General features: G+C 62.0%; 14 protein-coding genes. 11 read left to right on the top strand and 3 right to left on the bottom strand.

Features of this window, described 5'->3' with window-relative positions; genetic code table 11:
• The first annotated feature begins 394 nt into the window (after nt 1–394).
• From ACTHL0_RS20115 to ACTHL0_RS20100, 4 genes are all read left to right on the top strand, one after another.
• Nucleotides 395–1,564: a quaternary amine ABC transporter ATP-binding protein gene (locus ACTHL0_RS20115; protein ID WP_440568642.1), complete on the top strand. Its 1,170-nt coding sequence runs from the start codon at nt 395–397 to the stop codon at nt 1,562–1,564.
• A complete protein-coding gene (gene choW, locus ACTHL0_RS20110) occupies nt 1,557–2,465 on the top strand; it encodes a choline ABC transporter permease subunit (RefSeq protein ID WP_440568641.1) in 909 nt (302 codons plus the stop codon). The genes ACTHL0_RS20115 and choW overlap by 8 nt, the downstream gene beginning before the upstream one ends.
• A gap of 16 nt (nt 2,466–2,481) precedes the next feature.
• On the top strand, nt 2,482–3,468 hold the full coding sequence (locus ACTHL0_RS20105) for a GlxA family transcriptional regulator (RefSeq protein ID WP_440568640.1): 987 nt from the start codon (nt 2,482–2,484) through the stop codon (nt 3,466–3,468).
• Between the two features lie 129 nt (nt 3,469–3,597).
• Nucleotides 3,598–4,533, top strand: a complete 936-nt coding sequence (locus ACTHL0_RS20100) for a choline ABC transporter substrate-binding protein (protein ID WP_440568643.1) — start codon at nt 3,598–3,600, stop codon at nt 4,531–4,533.
• Between the two features lie 107 nt (nt 4,534–4,640).
• Here ACTHL0_RS20100 and ACTHL0_RS20095 read toward each other — a convergent pair whose 3' ends face one another.
• Nucleotides 4,641–5,711 carry a GlxA family transcriptional regulator gene (locus ACTHL0_RS20095; protein ID WP_440568639.1) on the bottom strand — a complete coding sequence of 357 codons (1,071 nt, stop codon included), beginning with the start codon at nt 5,709–5,711 and terminating at the stop codon, nt 4,641–4,643.
• A gap of 240 nt (nt 5,712–5,951) precedes the next feature.
• On the opposite strand from ACTHL0_RS20095, the gene ACTHL0_RS20090 reads away from it, so the two are divergent.
• Genes ACTHL0_RS20090 through ACTHL0_RS20065 form a run of 6 tightly spaced genes read left to right on the top strand, consistent with a single transcriptional unit; the run spans nt 5,952 to nt 13,085 of the window.
• Nucleotides 5,952–7,337, top strand: a complete 1,386-nt coding sequence (locus tag ACTHL0_RS20090) for an L-serine ammonia-lyase (RefSeq protein WP_440568638.1) — start codon at nt 5,952–5,954, stop codon at nt 7,335–7,337.
• Between the two features lie 47 nt (nt 7,338–7,384).
• On the top strand, nt 7,385–8,629 hold the full coding sequence (locus ACTHL0_RS20085) for a sarcosine oxidase subunit beta family protein (protein ID WP_440568636.1): 1,245 nt from the start codon (nt 7,385–7,387) through the stop codon (nt 8,627–8,629).
• A gap of 21 nt (nt 8,630–8,650) precedes the next feature.
• Nucleotides 8,651–8,968, top strand: a complete 318-nt coding sequence (locus tag ACTHL0_RS20080; RefSeq protein WP_440568635.1) for a sarcosine oxidase subunit delta — start codon at nt 8,651–8,653, stop codon at nt 8,966–8,968.
• A 1-nt stretch (nt 8,969) separates the two neighbouring features.
• Nucleotides 8,970–11,996, top strand: coding sequence for a sarcosine oxidase subunit alpha family protein (locus ACTHL0_RS20075; protein WP_440568634.1), 3,027 nt, complete (start codon nt 8,970–8,972; stop codon nt 11,994–11,996).
• The gene (locus ACTHL0_RS20070) at nt 11,986–12,612 is read left to right on the top strand and encodes a sarcosine oxidase subunit gamma (RefSeq protein ID WP_440568633.1); all 627 of its coding nucleotides are present in this window, start codon (nt 11,986–11,988) and stop codon (nt 12,610–12,612) included. Before ACTHL0_RS20075 ends, ACTHL0_RS20070 begins: the two co-directional genes overlap by 11 nt.
• Nucleotides 12,609–13,085, top strand: coding sequence for a dihydroneopterin aldolase (locus ACTHL0_RS20065; protein ID WP_440568631.1), 477 nt, complete (start codon nt 12,609–12,611; stop codon nt 13,083–13,085). The genes ACTHL0_RS20070 and ACTHL0_RS20065 overlap by 4 nt, the downstream gene beginning before the upstream one ends.
• 44 nt (nt 13,086–13,129) lie before the next feature.
• Here ACTHL0_RS20065 and ACTHL0_RS20060 read toward each other — a convergent pair whose 3' ends face one another.
• Nucleotides 13,130–15,313, bottom strand: coding sequence for a M1 family metallopeptidase (locus ACTHL0_RS20060; RefSeq protein WP_440568630.1), 2,184 nt, complete (start codon nt 15,311–15,313; stop codon nt 13,130–13,132).
• Nucleotides 15,314–15,326: 13 nt separating this feature from the next.
• Between ACTHL0_RS20060 and ACTHL0_RS20055 the strand changes: the two genes are divergently transcribed.
• Entirely contained in the window at nt 15,327–15,680 is a 354-nt protein-coding gene (locus tag ACTHL0_RS20055) for a hypothetical protein (protein WP_440568629.1), read from the top strand.
• Nucleotides 15,681–15,839: 159 nt separating this feature from the next.
• Here ACTHL0_RS20055 and ACTHL0_RS20050 read toward each other — a convergent pair whose 3' ends face one another.
• Nucleotides 15,840–16,856 carry a diguanylate cyclase domain-containing protein gene (locus tag ACTHL0_RS20050; protein WP_440568627.1) on the bottom strand — a complete coding sequence of 339 codons (1,017 nt, stop codon included), beginning with the start codon at nt 16,854–16,856 and terminating at the stop codon, nt 15,840–15,842.
• Nucleotides 16,857–16,964 lie beyond the last annotated feature (108 nt).

Below are 16,964 nucleotides of genomic sequence, written 5' to 3'. Positions count from 1 at the left end.
CGCGCCGCCGAAAGCGGCGGACGATAGGCGTGACAGGGTCTTGCGTTGACTCATGGTGCGCTCCGTCGTCGTTGTAATCGGTCTCTTGCCGGCCCGGATTCGATTCGGGTACGGATCCGGTTGGCTGAGTATTGCCAGCCGATATAGGCGGTGCGCATGCGTTTTTGGACGGGAATTTGTCGTTTTCCGACATACCCTTCCCGTACGAGGAGGGAGATCGACACGTCCGGCCTTATGCCACGGTGCTCAGGCGGAAAGCGGCCCCGCGGGGCGACGGCGCCCGTGTCGCATTTTCGCAAGCGTGCGTCGGAATTCGTCGGCTACATGGGGATTTTTCTAGCAACTATGTAGGCAGACTGTGCAGGCGTCGGCCTGCCGCAAGGAGACGGAAGAGATGAGTTCACCGAAGGTAAGGGTGCAGGGCCTGTGCAAGGTGTTCGGCACGAACCCCAAGCAAGCGCTCGACATGCTGGCAGGCGGCGCGACGAAGGACGAAATATTCGCACGCACGGGCCAGGTCGTCGGCGTGCACGACGTTTCGTTCGACGTTCAGGAAGGCGAAATATTCGTGCTGATGGGGCTGTCCGGCTCCGGCAAATCCACGTTGATTCGCCTGATCAACCGGCTCGTCGATCCGACGGCCGGCAAGGTGCTCATCGATGGGCGCGATGTCGTTGCGGCACGGCGCAGCGAGCTGACCGCTCTGCGTCGCAAAGACATGAGCATGGTATTCCAATCCTTTGCGCTCATGCCGCAGCGCACCGTGCTGTCGAACGCCGCCTTCGGCCTCGAAGTGGCCGGCGTCGGGCGTAAGGAGCGTGAGGCCCGCGCGCTGACCGTGCTCGAGCAGGTCGGGCTTGCGCCATTCGCGCATAAGCTGCCGGCCGAACTGTCGGGCGGGATGCAGCAGCGTGTCGGTCTGGCCCGCGCGCTGACCGTCAATCCTTCGCTGATGATCATGGACGAAGCGTTCTCGGCGCTGGATCCGCTCAAGCGCAAGGAGATGCAAAACGTGTTGCTGCAACTGCAAAAGGAGCAGCGGCGCACGATCATGTTCGTCTCGCACGATCTCGAAGAAGCGCTGCGGATCGGCAACCGCATCGCGATCATGGAAGGCGGCTGCCTCGTTCAGGTCGGCACGCCGCAGGAGATCATCAGCCGTCCGGCGAACGATTACGTGCGGGCCTTCTTCGACGGCATCGACACGAGCCGCTATCTGACGGCCGGCGATCTCATGCAAACCGACGCCGTACCGCTCGTGCGCCAGTTCGACGCGGCCGGCGTGGCCGCCTCGCTGAACGGCAGTGCCGACTACGCATTCGTGCTCGATGCCGCCCGCAAGATCCGCGGCTTCGTCACGCGCGAGGCGCTCGGCAACGGCTCGCCCAGCCTGACGCAAACCGAGTGCATCGCGCACAGCGCGTCGCTAGAGCACGTGGTTTCGCGCGTCGTGGCACATGCGCGCGCATTGCCTGTCGTGGACGATGACGGCTGCTATTGCGGCTCCGTCGATCGCGCCGTCGTTCTCAAAGCCATTACCCGTACGCGAGGCTCAAATGTCTGAACTCATTCCGCTCGGCACTTGGGTCGATCAGTCCGTCCACTACCTGCTCGATCACGACAGCCACGCATTCGACATGGTCGGCCGCGCGATCGATGGCCTCGCGGGTCTCGTCGAACACGGCCTTCAGGCGATTCCCATGTGGGCGATGATGGCGCTGTTCATTGTCGTGGGCTTTTGGCGGCTTGGCTGGCGCTTCGCGTTCTTCACGACACTATCGCTGCTGCTGATCTATGGCACGGGCTTTTGGGACCAGACCGTCGTCACACTCGGGCTGACGCTTTCATCGACGATGATCAGTCTGCTCTTCGGTATTCCGCTGGGGATTTGGACTGCCAAGGATAAGCATGTGGCGCTCGTCGTGCGTCCCGTCCTCGATTTGATGCAGACGATGCCGGCGTTCGTCTATCTGATTCCGGCTGCCATGCTGTTCGGTCTCGGGCGCGTGCCGGGGATCTTGTCGACGGTGATCTTCGCGATGCCGCCCGCTGTCCGGCTGACGAGCCTTGGCATTCGCCACGTCAATCGGGAGATTGTCGAAGCGGGGCACGCATTCGGCTGCACGCCGTGGCAATTGCTCTACAAGGTGCAGTTTCCTAACGCGTTGCCTTCGATCATGCAGGGCGTGAACCAGACCATCATGATGGCGCTGTCGATGGTCATCATCGCGTCGATGGTCGGCGCCGGCGGCCTCGGTAACGACGTCCTGGCCAGTATTCAACGGCTCGACATCGGCCTGGGCTTCGAAAGCGGCTTGTCCGTCGTGCTGCTGGCCATCATCCTCGACCGCATTACCGAGAGCTTTGGCCGCACGCCCGGAAGTGCCCCGGCACCGCGCTTCAAAGGCTTGCGCAGTGTGATGCGGCTGCGCGGCGGTGCTCAGCAACCGATGACGCAAAGCTGAGCGAGGTGAGGCAAGCATGACGCCGGCCACCGTGATGCAGCCCGAAACCGCAGCGTCGGCACCCGTCCATTTCGGGTTCCTGACGCTGCCCAACTTCTCGATGATCGCGTTCTCGAGCGCGGTAGAAGTGCTGAGGATGACGAACTACGTCAGCCGCGCGACGCACTACCGGTGGTCTGTCGTCTCGGCCGATGGCGTGCCGGTGCGGGCGAGCAACGGCGTGACCGTGACGCCGACGCGGACGATCGAGGAGGTCGGCATCCCCGACATCCTCGTGGTGTGCGGCGGCACGCAGATTCGCAGCGCTGTCGACACCCGCGTGAAGACCTTGCTGGCCGATTTAGGGGCGCGTGGCATACCACTCGGGGCGCTCTGTACCGGTGCCTACGCACTCATGAGCGCGGGATTGCTCGATGACTATCGCTGCACGGTCCATTGGGAAGATATGTCGTCGCTTCATACCGAATTTCCGCGTGTGAAGTTCCGGGACGAACTCTTTGTCATCGACCGCGATCGATTGACCTGCACGGGTGGGACGGCGCCCCTCGATCTGATGCTGCATCTGGTAGGTGAGCGGCTGGGCCGAAATCTGGCGGCCCAGGTATCGGCGCAATTCATTCTCGAGCGTATTCGCAGCTCGAACGATCATCAGCCGATTCCCGTCGATGCACGGATCGGATTCTCGCGCGCGGAACTCATCGAAGTCGTGCGGCTCATGGAAGCGAATATCGAGGAGCCGCTTTCACTCGAAGAACTGGCCAGGTTGGTGCGGCTATCGCAGCGGCATCTGCAACGTATGTTCAAGGTGTATCTGGACGTATCGCCTACCCACTACTACCTGTCGTTGCGCTTGCGCCGCGCGCGCGATTTGCTGCGCACGACGGACGCATCGATTGCGTGTGTGACGTCGGAGTGCGGCTTCCAATCGCCGTGTCATTTCAGTAAGGCGTATCGCGCGCAGTTCGGCTATGCGCCGAGCCGGGAACGCCGGCAAGCCAATTGATTCAATGTGGGTGATTGATTTTTCGATTGAAGCGGATGTTTAGGAGTCCTTGTAATACGTCGATGTCCCCGAAACGGCGAGAGCCGAGATAATTGTGCGATTGAGGAGAATCTGATGAACCAACGCTGGATGAAAGCCGGCTGGGCCCTGGCCGCGGCAGCCCTAGTGACGACGAGCGCCTACGCGGCGGATCCGGCGGTCTGTAAAGACGTGCGCTTTGCCGATGTCGGCTGGACCGATATCGCGGCCACGACGGGGCTGGCCTCGGCTGTGTTCCAGGGCCTCGGCTACCACCCGACGAAGACAATCGCCTCGGTGCCGATCACGTTCGCCGGCATCAAGAGCAAGCAGATCGACGTGTTCCTCGGCTATTGGTCGCCTACCATGGATCCGATGATCGATCCGTTCGTGAAAGCCAAGCAGATCGAAGTGCTGGCGGCGCCGAACCTGACCGGTGCCAAATACACGCTGGCGGTGCCCGATTACGTCTATAACGGCGGGCTCAAAACGTTCGCCGATATTCAGAAGTACGCCGATAAACTGGGCGGCCGCGTCTACGGGATCGAACCCGGCAATGACGGCAATGCGTTGATCAAGAAGATGATCGACGGTAATCAGTTCGGTCTCGGCAAGTTCAAGCTGGTGGAGTCGAGCGAGGCCGGCATGCTTGTTCAGGTGAACAAAGCGGTTCGCGAGAAGCAATGGATCGTGTTCCTCGGCTGGGAGCCGCATCCGATGAACGTGCAGATGAAGATCGATTATCTGAGCGGTGGCGATGACGTATTCGGGCCGAACTATGGCGAGGCGAAGGTATTTACGGCCACGCCGCCCGATTACGCGGCCCGTTGCCCGAACGCGGCCAAGCTCGTGTCCAATCTGCATTTCACGACGGATATCGAAAACCACGTGATGATGCCGATCATGGACAAGGAAGATCCGAACAAGGCGGCTACCGCGTGGCTGAAGAAGAACCCGCAGGTGCTGGACAAGTGGCTGGCCGGGGTCACGACGTTGGACGGTAAGGACGGGTTGACCGCGGTGAAGTCGTATATTGCGTCGCATTGAAGAGGTGAGCGTCGGCCCTGCAAGGGCCGACTTTTTACCCCCGTGGCCTATTTGCTGCTCAAGCGCACACCCTGAGATGCGACGCCGGAGGCCGTGGCGCTAACGGCTCAAGACATCGCCCCCGACGCCAAAAAGTACTCCTCGCAAACCTGCTCGTCGGGCGCGCTCCCCGCGCGCTGATCGCGAAACGCCACGGGCGGCATCCCATACTGCTTGCGGAATTCACGCCCCAAATGCGAAGCATCGGAAAACCCGCAACTCGATGCGATGTCAGCCACGGTGCGATCGGAACTCGTCAACAACCAAGCCGCGGTGCGCAGCCGCACATGCTTGGCGAACGTCTGCGGCGTCTTGCCGGTTTGCGCCTTGAACAGCCGTTCCAACTGACGTGGCGATAGATCGAGCTTGCCGGCCAATTCCTCGAGCGTCAGCGCCCGCCCCAGATGCTGTTCCATCAGTAAGATCGCGCGCTTGATCGTCGGATGCGTGGCGGGCTCGAGCCCGGGCGGGTGAGGCTGCGGAGCGTTGCCGCTCTGCATCTCTCCCACGAGCAGGATCCGCAGCGCCTTTTGCACGGTCGCGTGATCGAAATGCCGCAGCAAAATGGCCGCGGCCACGTCGATGGAGGCGCGCCCGCCCGAACACGTAATGCGCCGCCGATCGATGACGAACAGCCGATCGGCGATGAGCATTTGTGCGTTGGCCGCCGGAAAGCGTTCGATGAAGTCCCAGTAGTGAAACCAGCTCACACAAACGCGGTAATCATCGAGCACCCCGGCCCGCATGAGCGTAAACACCCCCGTGCAAATCCCGACGATCGTCGCACCATGGGCCGCGGCCTGGCGAATGAACGCCAACGTCTCATCGTCCGCTTGCGGGCCCGAATGCAAGAGCCCACCCACGACAACGACGTAGTCGAACGACTCGGCCTCGTCGAACGTCTCCCACGGCGTCACCTGGATGCCGCAGCTCGCCCGGACGGGCGCGAAGGTCTTGCCGACGACGCTCCACGCGCAGCGTACCGGCTTGCTGAAATCGCTGTCGTCGGCCGAGAGCCGCAGCATGTCGACGAAGCCTGAAAACGCCGTCAGGGTGAAATTCGGCAGCAGCACGATCCCAAAGCGAATGCGCTCTCGGGCGGCGGTGGAAACCAGCGGTGACGGATCGACGGCGTTCATGCGAGTGAAGAATGGGGGGCGCAGCGGCAGGCGTACCTAGCGTCGCGGATCGCGCCGCCAGGCGCTTGTGGTTTTCCGCCGCCGATCATCGCCGAAGCGCCCGCTCCGGCGCACCGCATCGCTGTTTGGCGACGGCATCCCACAGCGATGCCGTTTTTGTTCTATCGGTGAATTTTACGCTTTGGTGTACTTGCGTCCATAGCGCATTCCAACTTTCGAACTCAACGCGAGGCAGTCCCTATGAACGTCAGCGTCTTCGATCTGTTCAAGATCGGCATCGGTCCGTCAAGCTCGCATACGGTCGGGCCGATGATCGCCGCGTGCCGCTTCGTCTCACATGTCGAGGACGCCAATCTGCTCACTTATGTGCGCCGCGTCAAAATCGAGCTGTACGGCTCGCTCGGCGCCACCGGCAAGGGCCACGGCACGGACAAGGCGGTCCTGCTCGGCCTCGAAGGCAACCTGCCGGATTCGATCGACCCCGATCTGATCGAGCCGCGCTTAGCGGCGATTCGCTCCGATAAACGCCTGCGTCTGATGGGCAGCACCGAAATCCGCTTCGACGAGAAGGAAGATCTCGCGTTCTACCGCCGGATGATGAGCGGCACGAGCGTCGTCCACCCGAACGGCATGCGCTTCCAGGCGTTCGACGAAAACGGGCAATTGCTCGTCGAGAAAGAGTATTACTCCGTGGGCGGCGGCTTCGTCGTGAACCGCGACGGCGACCGCGTGAACGGCGTCCGTGCCGGTGCTGACGTGCCGCACCCGTTTCGCACGGGCGCCGATTTGCTCCGCGCGTGCAGCGACAGCGGGCTGTCGATCGCTCGCGTGGCCTTGGAGAACGAATGCGCATCGCGTTCGCCGCAAGAGGTGCGGGAAGGCCTGCTGGCGATCTGGCGCACCATGGCCGCCTGTGTCGAGCGCGGCTGCCGTACCGAGGGCGAACTGCCCGGCCCGATGCGTGTGAAACGTCGTGCCGCCGATCTCTCGAAGCACTTGCGCGCGCGTTCGGAAGAATCGCTGCGCGATCCGCTGTCGATGCTCGATTGGGTCAATCTGTACGCGATGGCCGTCAACGAGGAGAACGCCGCGGGCGGGCGTGTCGTGACCGCGCCGACGAATGGCGCCGCCGGCGTCATTCCGGCCGTCCTGCATTACTACGTGAAGTTCGTGCCCGGCGCGAACGACGATGGAATCGTCGATTTTCTGCTGACGGCTGCCGCGATCGGCATCATCTATAAGGAAACCGCATCGATCTCGGGCGCCGAAGTGGGCTGTCAGGGCGAGGTGGGGGTCGCCTGCTCGATGGCCGCCGCGGCGCTCGCGGCCGTCATGGGCGGCACGCCGCGGCAGGTGGAGAACGCCGCCGAGATCGGCATGGAGCACAACCTCGGCATGACCTGCGATCCCGTCGGCGGGCTCGTGCAGATTCCCTGCATCGAGCGCAACGCGATGGGTGCGATCAAGGCGCTGAACGCGTCGCGGATGGCGCTCAAAGGCGACGGCCAACACTATGTCTCGCTCGATTCCGTCATCAAGACGATGCGGGAGACGGGCGCAGACATGAAGACCAAATACAAGGAGACGTCGCGCGGCGGGTTGGCCGTGAACGTCATCGAGTGCTGATTAAAGCTAACCCAAGTCAAGGCCAATCTTCCCTTCGGACCACCGCTATGAGCCGCTTTTCGATATTCAGTCTGGTGCGCAACGGATTGTCGTACCACGAGAACTGGGAGCGCCAATGGCGCAGCCCCGAACCTAAACGCGAGTACGACGTCGTCATCGTCGGCGGCGGTGGGCATGGGCTTGCCACGGCGTACTACCTGGCGAAGGAGCATGGCGTGCGCAATATCGCCGTGCTCGAAAAAGGGTGGATCGGCGGCGGCAATACGGCCCGGAATACGACGATCATCCGCTCGAACTATCTGTGGGACGAATCGGCCGCGCTCTACGAAAAAGCGATGAAGCTGTGGGAAGGGCTCTCGCAAGACGTCAACTACAACGTCATGTTCAGCCAGCGCGGCGTGATGAACCTCGCCCATACGCTGCAGGACGTGCGCGACACGATGCGGCGCGTCAACGCGAACCGTCTGAACGGTGTCGATGCGGAATTCCTGACGCCCGAGCAGATCAAGGAAATCGAGCCGACGATCAACCTGAATGCCCGTTACCCGGTACTCGGCGCGTCGTTCCAGCGGCGCGGCGGCGTGGCCCGTCACGACGCGGTGGCGTGGGGCTTTGCGCGTGGCGCGGATGCGCACGGCGTCGACATCATTCAGAACTGCCAGGTCGTCGGTATTCGCCGTGAAGGCGGCGCCGTCGTCGGCGTCGAAACGACGAAGGGATACATCAAGGCGAAGAAGGTCGCCGTCGTCGCGGCCGGTAACACGACGACGCTGGCCGATATGGCGGGTATCCGTCTGCCGATCGAAAGCCATCCGTTGCAGGCGCTCGTATCCGAACCGATCAAGCCGGTCGTCAACACCGTCGTGATGTCGAACGCCGTGCACGCGTACATCAGCCAATCCGATAAGGGCGATCTCGTGATCGGTGCCGGTATCGATCAGTACACGGGCTTCGGCCAGCGCGGCAGCTTCCACGTCATCGAGGGCACGCTCGACGCCATCGTCGAAATGTTCCCCGTCTTCTCGCGCGTGCGGATGAATCGCCAGTGGGGCGGCATCGTCGACGTATCGCCCGATGCCTGCCCGATCATCAGCAAGACCGACGTCAAGGGCTTGTACTTCAACTGCGGGTGGGGCACGGGCGGCTTCAAGGCGACGCCGGGCTCGGGCTGGGCGTTCGCGCATACGATCGCCAACGATGCGCCGCATCCGCTGAACGCGCCTTTCTCGCTGGACCGCTTCTACACGGGCCACCTCATCGACGAACACGGCGCCGCTGCCGTCGCGCACTAACCACGCAGCAAGGAGACTGACATGTTGTTGATCGAATGCCCTTGGTGCGGGCCGCGCGCCGAAAGCGAATTTTCGTGTGGCGGGGAGGCCGACATCGCCCGTCCGCTGGAACCTGAGAAATTGAGCGATCGCGAGTGGGGCGATTATCTCTTCATGCGTAGGAACCCGCGCGGCGTCCATAAGGAACAGTGGCTGCACACGCAAGGCTGCCGCCGCTGGTTCATGGCGACGCGCGATACCACCACGTACGCGTTCCAAGGCTACGAGACGTTCGGGGGCGCGAGCGCACCCGATGCCGCCGCAGCCAAGGCAGGTAAGAATACGCAAGGGGACAAGTAACATGAGCAATCAAAAAGATCGCCTGGGCTCGGGCGGGCGGGTCAATCGTGCGATTCCGCTCACGTTCACGTTCAACGGGCGCACGTATCAGGGCTATCAGGGCGACACGCTGGCTTCCGCGCTGCTCGCCAACGGCGTGCGTTTCGTCGCGCGAAGCTGGAAGTATCACCGTCCCCGCGGCGTCGTGACGGCCGGTGTCGAAGAGCCGAATGCGATCGTTCAGCTCGAGAGCGGGGCGTATAGCGTGCCGAATGCGCGCGCGACCGAAATCGAGCTGTACCAAGGGCTGGTAGCCACGAGCGTCAACGCCGAGCCTTCGCTCGAGAAGGATCGGCTCGCGATCAATCAGAAGATTGCCCGCTTCATCCCGGCCGGTTTCTACTACAAGACCTTCATGTGGCCACGCAAATGGTGGCCGAAGTATGAAGAGAAGATTCGCGAGGCGGCCGGTCTCGGCAAAGCGCCCGATACGCGCGATGCCGATCGCTACGACAAATGCTTTGCGCACTGTGACGTGCTTGTCGTCGGCGGCGGTCCCGCCGGGCTGGCCGCGGCGCATGCGGCAGGCAGTGCCGGCGCACGCGTGATTCTCGTCGACGATCAGCGCGAGCTGGGCGGCTCGCTGCTCTCGTGCCGAGCGCAGATCGACGGCAAGAGCGCGATGCAATGGGTCGAGGGTATCGAGCATGCGTTGTCGCAGATGCCTGAGGTTCGGATCCTGTCGCGCAGCACCGCGTTCGGCTATCAAGATCACAACCTGGTCACGGTCGTGCAGCGTTTGACCGATCATCTGCCCGTGTCGATGCGAAAGGGCACGCGCGAACTCGTCTGGAAGATCCGCGCCAAGCGCGTGATCCTGGCGACGGGCGCACATGAGCGTCCGCTCGTGTTCGGCAACAACGATCTGCCCGGCATCATGCTCGCGTCGGCGGTGTCGACGTACATCCAGCGCTACGGCGTGCTGCCGGGGCGCGAGGCTGTGGTCTTCACGAACAACGACGACGGCTATCAAAGCGCACTCGACCTCAAAGCCGCCGGCGCCAAAGTCACCGTCGTCGATCCGCGTCCTCAAAGCGACGGCTCGCTGCCGGTGGCCGCGCGCCGCCACGGCGTGGTCGTCATGGCCGGCGCGGTGGTCAATGAAGCGCACGGCAAGTGGAAGGTATCGTCGGTCGAAGTCTGCTCGTACTCGAAGGGTGCCGTAGGTGGGCGTGTCGCTACGCTGTCGTGCGATCTTGTGGCGATGTCGGGTGGATGGAGCCCCGTGCTGCATCTGTTCGCACAATCGGGCGGCAAGGCGCACTGGCATGACGAGAAGGCATGCTTCGTTCCCGGTAAGGGCATGCAGGCCGAAGTCAGCGTAGGCGCCGCGGCCGGCGAATTCAGCCTGGCTCGGGGGCTGCGTTTTGCACTCGACGCAGGCGTTGAAGCCGCGCATTCGCTGGGATTCAAGTCCGCATCGCGTCCGGTGTCGCCGCAAGTGCCGGAGATCAAGGAAACTCCGCTGATGCCGTTGTGGCTCGTCGGGACGCAGGCACGCGCGACGCGTGGCCCGAAGCAGTTCGTCGATTTCCAGAACGACGTATCCGCTGCGGATATCCTGCTGGCGGCGCGCGAAGGCTTCGAATCGGTCGAACACGTCAAACGCTATACGGCGATGGGCTTCGGCACGGATCAAGGCAAGCTCGGCAATATCAACGGCATGGCGATCCTCGCGCAAGCGCTCGGCAAGACGATTCCCGAGACGGGTACGACGACGTTCCGCCCGAACTACACGCCTGTGACGTTCGGCGCGATCGCGGGGCGCGAGATCGGTGACTTCATCGATCCGATCCGCAAGACATGCATTCACGAATGGCACGTCGAGCACGGCGCGCTGTTCGAAGACGTCGGCAACTGGAAGCGTCCTTGGTATTTCCCGAAGGGCGGCGAAGATTTGCACGCGGCTGTTGCGCGCGAATGTCTGGCGGTTCGAAAGAGCGTGGGCATCATGGACGCCTCGACGCTCGGCAAGATCGACGTGCAAGGCCCCGACGCGGCCAAGCTGCTGAACTGGGTTTACACGAACCCGTGGTCGAAGCTCGAAGTGGGTAAGTGCCGCTACGGTCTCATGCTCGACGAGAACGGCATGGTGTTCGACGACGGCGTGACGGTGCGGCTGGGCGAGCAGCACTATCTGATGTCGACGACGTCGGGCGGCGCAGCACGCGTGCTGACCTGGCTCGAGCGCTGGGTGCAGACGGAATGGCCCGACATGAAGGTGCGCATGACGTCGGTGACGGATCACTTCGCGACGTTCGCCGTGGTCGGTCCGAACAGCCGCAAGGTCTTGCGCAAGGTTTGCCGCGATATCGATTTTTCGAACGAAGCCTTCCCGTTCATGACCTTCCGGGAAGGCACGGTGGCCGACGTTCCCGCTCGCATCATGCGGATCAGCTTCTCGGGCGAACTGGCCTATGAGGTGAACGTGCCGGCGAATGCGGGCCGCGGTGTCTGGGAAGCCTTGATGGCTGCCGGCGAGGAGTTCGACATCACGCCGTACGGCACCGAAACGATGCACGTGCTGCGTGCAGAGAAGGGCTACATCATCGTCGGCCAGGACACGGACGGTTCGATGACGCCGTTCGATCTCGGCATGGGCGGGCTCGTGGCGAAGACGAAGGATTGCCTCGGCAAGCGCTCGCTGACGCGCTCGGATACGGCGAAGGAAGGACGCAAGCAGTTGGTGGGGCTGTTGACCGACGATCCGGCGTACGTGTTGCCGGAGGGCAGTCAGATCCTGCCGAACGGTGCGAGAGGGCCCGCGGCGAATCAGGTGGCCGAGACCCCGGTGCCGATGCTCGGCCATGTGACGTCGAGCTACTACAGCCCGATTCTGAAGCGATCGATTGCGATGGCTGTCGTCAAGGGCGGTCTGGGCAAAATGGGCGAGAAGGTCTCGGTGGATCTGAACGGCAAATCGATGGCGGCGACGATCACGAGCCCCGTCTTCTACGATGTCGAAGGAGTGCGTCAGCATGTGGAATGAAAATAGAAGCAGTGCGGCTCTGGCCGGCGCAGGCGCGCGCCTCGAATCGCCGATGATCGGCGCGCAAGCCTTGCTCGACGCGAGCCAGGCGCAGCAATCGAAGCGGTTCCGGTTGCGTGAGCGGCCGTTCCTCGAACTCGTCAACGTGCGCGGCGAAGCGAACGACGGTGCGTTCATCGCGGCGGTGGAAAGCGTGTTCGGCGCCCGCTTGCCGACCAAGCCGAACACGGTGGCGCAAGGCAACGGGTACGACGCATTGTGGCTCGGTCCCGACGAATGGCTCGTCCGGTCGAACGAAGCGCGTACGCCCGAACTCGAGGGCAAGCTGCGCACGGCGCTGGGTGCCTTGTTTGCATCGGTTGTCGATGTCGGCAGCGGTTATACGGTGCTGGAAGCGAGCGGCGAGCGCGTCCGTGATGTGATTTCGCGCGGTTGTCCGCTCGATCTGCATCCGAAGGTGTTCCAACGGGGGCAGTGCGCGCAGAGCCATTATTTCAAGGCTCCGGTCGTGCTGATCCCGACGGGTGACGATAGCTTCGATCTGATCGTGCGCCGCAGCTTCGCCGATTACTTCCTGCGCATCATCACCGACGCGGCCGCGCCGATCGTATCGTGAAGCCCGCCGAGCCGTTCACCGTCCGCGACGCGTTGCTGCATGAAGCAGCTGCCGCGCGTCGCGGTCGCGGTTGGCATGTCTTCGTCGATGAGTTGATCGCCCACCCGCGGGTGGGCATCCACGCACACGAGTACGGCGCGCCGCAGCCTGTCATCGTCGATGCACGCCTCGGCTACCGCTGTATGCCGACGGAATCGGCGGATGGATGGATCGACTACGAGCGTTATTGCCAGCAAGTCACGACGTTTCTGGCCGAGAAGCCGCACACGCGGCTGCTCGAAACGTTGGCCGTCGAACTCGCGGCGTTATCGTTCACGCAATGGCCGGCGCTGGAGACGTTGACGCTGGCCTTGCACAAGCCGAAGATTCGGGAGGGCACGCGCCGGATCGGGCTGGAGCTCGATTGGGCGCGCGCCGATTACGATGCCTGGTGCGCTGCACAGGAGACAATGGCGGCGCGCGCCACGTGCTGAGTCGTTGTTTTCAGCAGGGGGGGCGCCGTTTCAGTGCCGATCAATTAATTCGCCTTCGGCTTGCTCTTCGCCTTCACTTGCCCTTGGTAGAACGGCATCTTCCGCTCGAACGATTGCTGCGGCGCGCGTTGGATCATCATCATCCGCGCCGCCACGTTCGGTGCGAGCGAGAGCGAATCGATGCTCTTCTCACGCGACGGATCGGCCAGGCCCGCGTTGACCAGCAGGTGCGCTTCCAGCTTCAGGTTCGTCAGTCTCGGCGGATCCTGAAGCGCGCCGCTTTGCGTGAACAGCTGGCTCCAGGCGTTATCGCCATAGTTCACGACGTAGTAGTCCTGCCCGCTCGGATCGGCCAGCACAGCGCCGCAGCCATCGAGCCGCACTTGCATCGACGTGTCTGACATTGCGATCGTCTTGCGGCTATTGAAATTGAAGCCGTAAGCGAGCGTGAGCGGGATCGCCCACTGGGTGCCCGGATAGGCGCTCTGATTCGGGAACGGCTGCTGTTTGAGCGACACGACGGTCTGGTTGCTCGTCAGATCGCATTGCGTTTCCATCGATACAAGCGGAACGCCGGTTTGCCGCACGAAGCTATCGCCGATCGCGTTCATCGGTTGGCCGCTCGCGCGAGACAGTTCGTCCCAGAGCCGCTTCGGCGTGCCGTTGCCGAGCGCATAGTCGGTCAAATATTGCCGAAGCCCCTTGCGCATGACGTCTTCGCCGAGGTAGCCCTCGATCATCTTCAACACTTGGCCCCCCTTGTCATAGACGAACGACGCCGCATTGATGACGAAGTCGTTCGACGCCCAGGCGTTGAAGTTCGGTTGGACAGGGTAGGACGACGACGAAACATCGCCGGCGATGACCTGATACTTGTTCTTGACCTGCCCCGACCAGTTGAAGCGATCCGGGAAGAACGCGATCTTCGTCTTGTTCTCGAAGAACGTGGCGAACGATTCGTTGAGCCAGACGTCATCCCACCAATCGAGTGTCACGAGATCGCCGAACCATTGGTGCGCGGCTTCGTGCGTGAGCACCGTGACACCGTAGTCCGACATGGTCGCGCCCGGCGGCGGCAAAATATCGTCGGCGAATTCGAGGATGGCGCCCCAGTTCTCCATCCCGCCGAAGTTCAAGTCTTTCTCGGCCTTGAACGCGTCGTTGGCCGCGATCGTGTCGAATTTCTTCAACGGCAGGGGAATGCCCGTATAGCGATAGTAGAAATCGAGTGCCTGCTTGGTTTCCTGCATCGCCGGCTGGGCCCAATCCTTCATACCGGGCGGTGTGAAGATGCGAAGGTGCAGCCCCTTGCCGTCGGGCAGCGGGCTCGAAAAATCATCTTCGAACGTGTCGAACTGACCGCCACCGAAAAAGAGCAGATACGAGGGCATCGGCGGCGTCTTTTCGAAGCTCACACGTTTATAGCCTTGATCGACGTTGACCTCGTCTTTCTCTGCCGCGTTCGAAACGACACGCCAGTTTTGCGGCACATCGGCGCTGACTTCATAGGTGGGCCGGAATGCCGGCTCGTCCCAGCCCGGGAACCATTGCCGGGCAAGATCCGATTCGCCTTGCGTGAGGATCGCACCGCTCGTTTTCCCTTCGGGGGATTTCAAGTCGACACGGAAAACGCCTTCCGCGGCCGAGCAGCCGGGGTAGTGATCGTTGCCGCAACTGCCGCCCGTTTTCGTCGCCGGATCATCGTAGGTCTTGAAGTTGATGATACCTTTCCATTCCATATGCAACGAGTAGGTTCCCGGTGCGATCTGGCCGCTTTCGGGGCGGAGCTGATAGTAATCCCCTTCATCTTGCGGCGTGGCAATGAGCGGAATGTTCCCGGGGTGCAGCGTCAGCGTTCCGTTGACGAACGTGAGCCGATGCGCGGCCACCACGATCGAGTTGACGGGCTCAAGGACTTTGATCTGAACGTCGGCGCGGCCGTCGAAGGCGTTGAGCGCCGGGGTCGGCCGGAACCATAGCTTGTAGTTCACGGGTACAACGGTATCGGGCATTTCGACGGGCGGCACCGTCTTGTCGATACCGGGTGTCGCGGCCAGGGGCACGGCGGGTGCCGTCACGGCCGGTGCGGACGACGACGACGGCGAAGCGGCGGCACCGGCGCGCGCCGCGGCGTTCGACGTTCCGCCGTCGCTACCGCCGCATCCTGTCAGGACGATGGCGGCCGCTACGGAAATGCAGTTTAATTTCGTGTTGAATGGGACGCGCATTTTCAACCCTCGAATGGTAGATATTTCGTTCGCTTGTGGGCGAACGTCTTTTTTAACTATCTCGAAGAAAGACAAAGCGATGCCATGCGAGAAAATACATACTCGACAATTAACGAACGTGCGTAGTCATGGCGCGGCACGGGCTGAGCCGGTAATTCATGTATCTATTAGGACTGCTAAGCAAAATGACGAAATCGAAGAAACAGACCGGAACGGCCTGTCTTTCGAGGATATCGCCGAGGTCCGCTCGGGACGTTCGTCACGCCTGCAATGGCGTGCCCGGGGAAAAGTAACGGCGATGCAGGAAAGATTAGGTGCGCAAGCCGCTGTATGTCAACTTCCTTTCTATATTTTATTTTTGATGTGATGTTCTAAAAAATATCCCCCTACTCATATTGGTAGGGTTTATCTATTTTTTAAGGTAATTGATTCTGCTACGCCATGAATGGCGAAAGATTGACGGCAAGACAGACGAACCGGTCCGGATGTCATGCTGAAGCGCTGTTTTTTGCTTCGGCGATGTTCTCTACTGAACATCCTCCAGCACTTCATGATCGGCGCGCTTGCGTTCGAGCGCCCGCGCGTCCCGCGCTGCGCGTTTATTGACGTACATGGCGTGATCGGCGATTTCGATCAATTCCGCGATAGACGTCTCCTTCCTGGCGTCGAACGGCGCATAGCCCACGCTGAAGTTCAGATCGTAACCGCGCTGCCGTTCGCGGTTGTGGCGGTCTACCGTTTGCCGAACGCGCTCGATGATTTCTGCTTCGACGCCTTCTTCGGCGTCGACGAGGAGCGCCACGAACTCGTCGCCGCCCAGCCGGGCCAGCACATCCGTTTCGCGCATGCACGCGCGCAGGATGTTGGCGAAGCTGACGATCGCGTAGTCGCCTTCGGTATGGCCGTAGACGTCGTTGATCTGCTTGAATCCGCTCAAGTCGAAATACAACATCGACGCATGCGAGCGGGCGCGCTTGGACAACTTCAGCAAGTGAAGCCCCAGCGCTTCGAAGCCGCGCCGATTCGATAGTCCGGTCAAATCGTCTGTCGCCGCCAACAGAAGCATTTCGAGTTCGCGCTCGGCAATGCGGCCCAGGTCGCGCAGCACGTCCCGTTCCGCTGCCGCGAGCGTGCGCGGTTCGGTATCCACGATGCACAGCGCGCCGATGCGAAGCCCCTGGTGCAGCGTGAGCGGGCATCCCGCATAAAAGCGCACCTTGAGATCGCCCGTGACGAGCGGATCGTCGAAGAATCGAGGATCCGTCAGTGCGTCCTCGATCACCAAGAGATCGTCATCGAGGATCGTGTGGCCGCAAAAGGAGATGTCGCGCGGTGTTTCGCTGACAGACAGCCCGATGCACGACTTGAACCACTGGCGATCGCTGTCGACGAGCGAAACGGTGGCGATGGGCACACCGAAAACGCGCTTGGCGAGTCGAGTCAACCGATCGAATCGCTCATCCGGCGCCGTGTCCAGAATGTTCAGCGAACGCAAAAGCGCGATGCGAGCGGCTTCGTTCGACGGATGGGCAGGCTTTTGCATATCGCTCCAGATCAAAGGGCGGGCGCTGTCCGCTCGGCGCGCCATTTCTAGTCAGTGCAGGATACGGCGTATCGCTTGGATTCGATTGGCCAAACAAGGCAAACATTG

This window comes from Trinickia sp., from assembly GCF_051961175.1.
Lineage (GTDB): Bacteria > Pseudomonadota > Gammaproteobacteria > Burkholderiales > Burkholderiaceae > Trinickia.
The sequence above is the reverse complement of the archived record's forward strand: the minus strand, read 5'-3'. Positions and strand labels throughout refer to the sequence as shown.